This is a genomic window from Shigella sp. SIG3, from assembly GCF_053555855.1.
In genome coordinates this window covers 1-348 of sequence record NZ_JBQZXE010000342.1, presented here as the reverse complement: position 1 = coordinate 348, position 348 = coordinate 1, and the positions used below count along the sequence as shown (strand labels likewise).

At 46.3% G+C, this 348-nt stretch carries 2 tRNA genes; both read left to right on the top strand.

What is annotated here, in order from left to right:
* The first annotated feature begins 24 nt into the window (after positions 1 to 24).
* A tRNA-Ile gene (locus tag ACUU1I_RS21330) sits at positions 25 to 101 on the top strand.
* 42 nt (positions 102 to 143) lie between these two features.
* Positions 144 to 219, top strand: a tRNA-Ala gene (locus ACUU1I_RS21325).
* Positions 220 to 348: the final 129 nt, after the last annotated feature.

Below are 348 nucleotides of genomic sequence, written 5' to 3'. Positions count from 1 at the left end.
GAAAATGAGCAGTAAAACCTCTACAGGCTTGTAGCTCAGGTGGTTAGAGCGCACCCCTGATAAGGGTGAGGTCGGTGGTTCAAGTCCACTCAGGCCTACCAAATTTGCACGGCAAATTTGAAGAGGTTTTAACTACATGTTATGGGGCTATAGCTCAGCTGGGAGAGCGCCTGCTTTGCACGCAGGAGGTCTGCGGTTCGATCCCGCATAGCTCCACCATCTCTGTAGTGATTAAATAAAAAATACTTCAGAGTGTACCTGCAAAGGTTCACTGCGAAGTTTTGCTCTTTAAAAATCTGGATCAAGCTGAAAATTGAAACACTGAACAACGAGAGTTGTTCGTGAGTC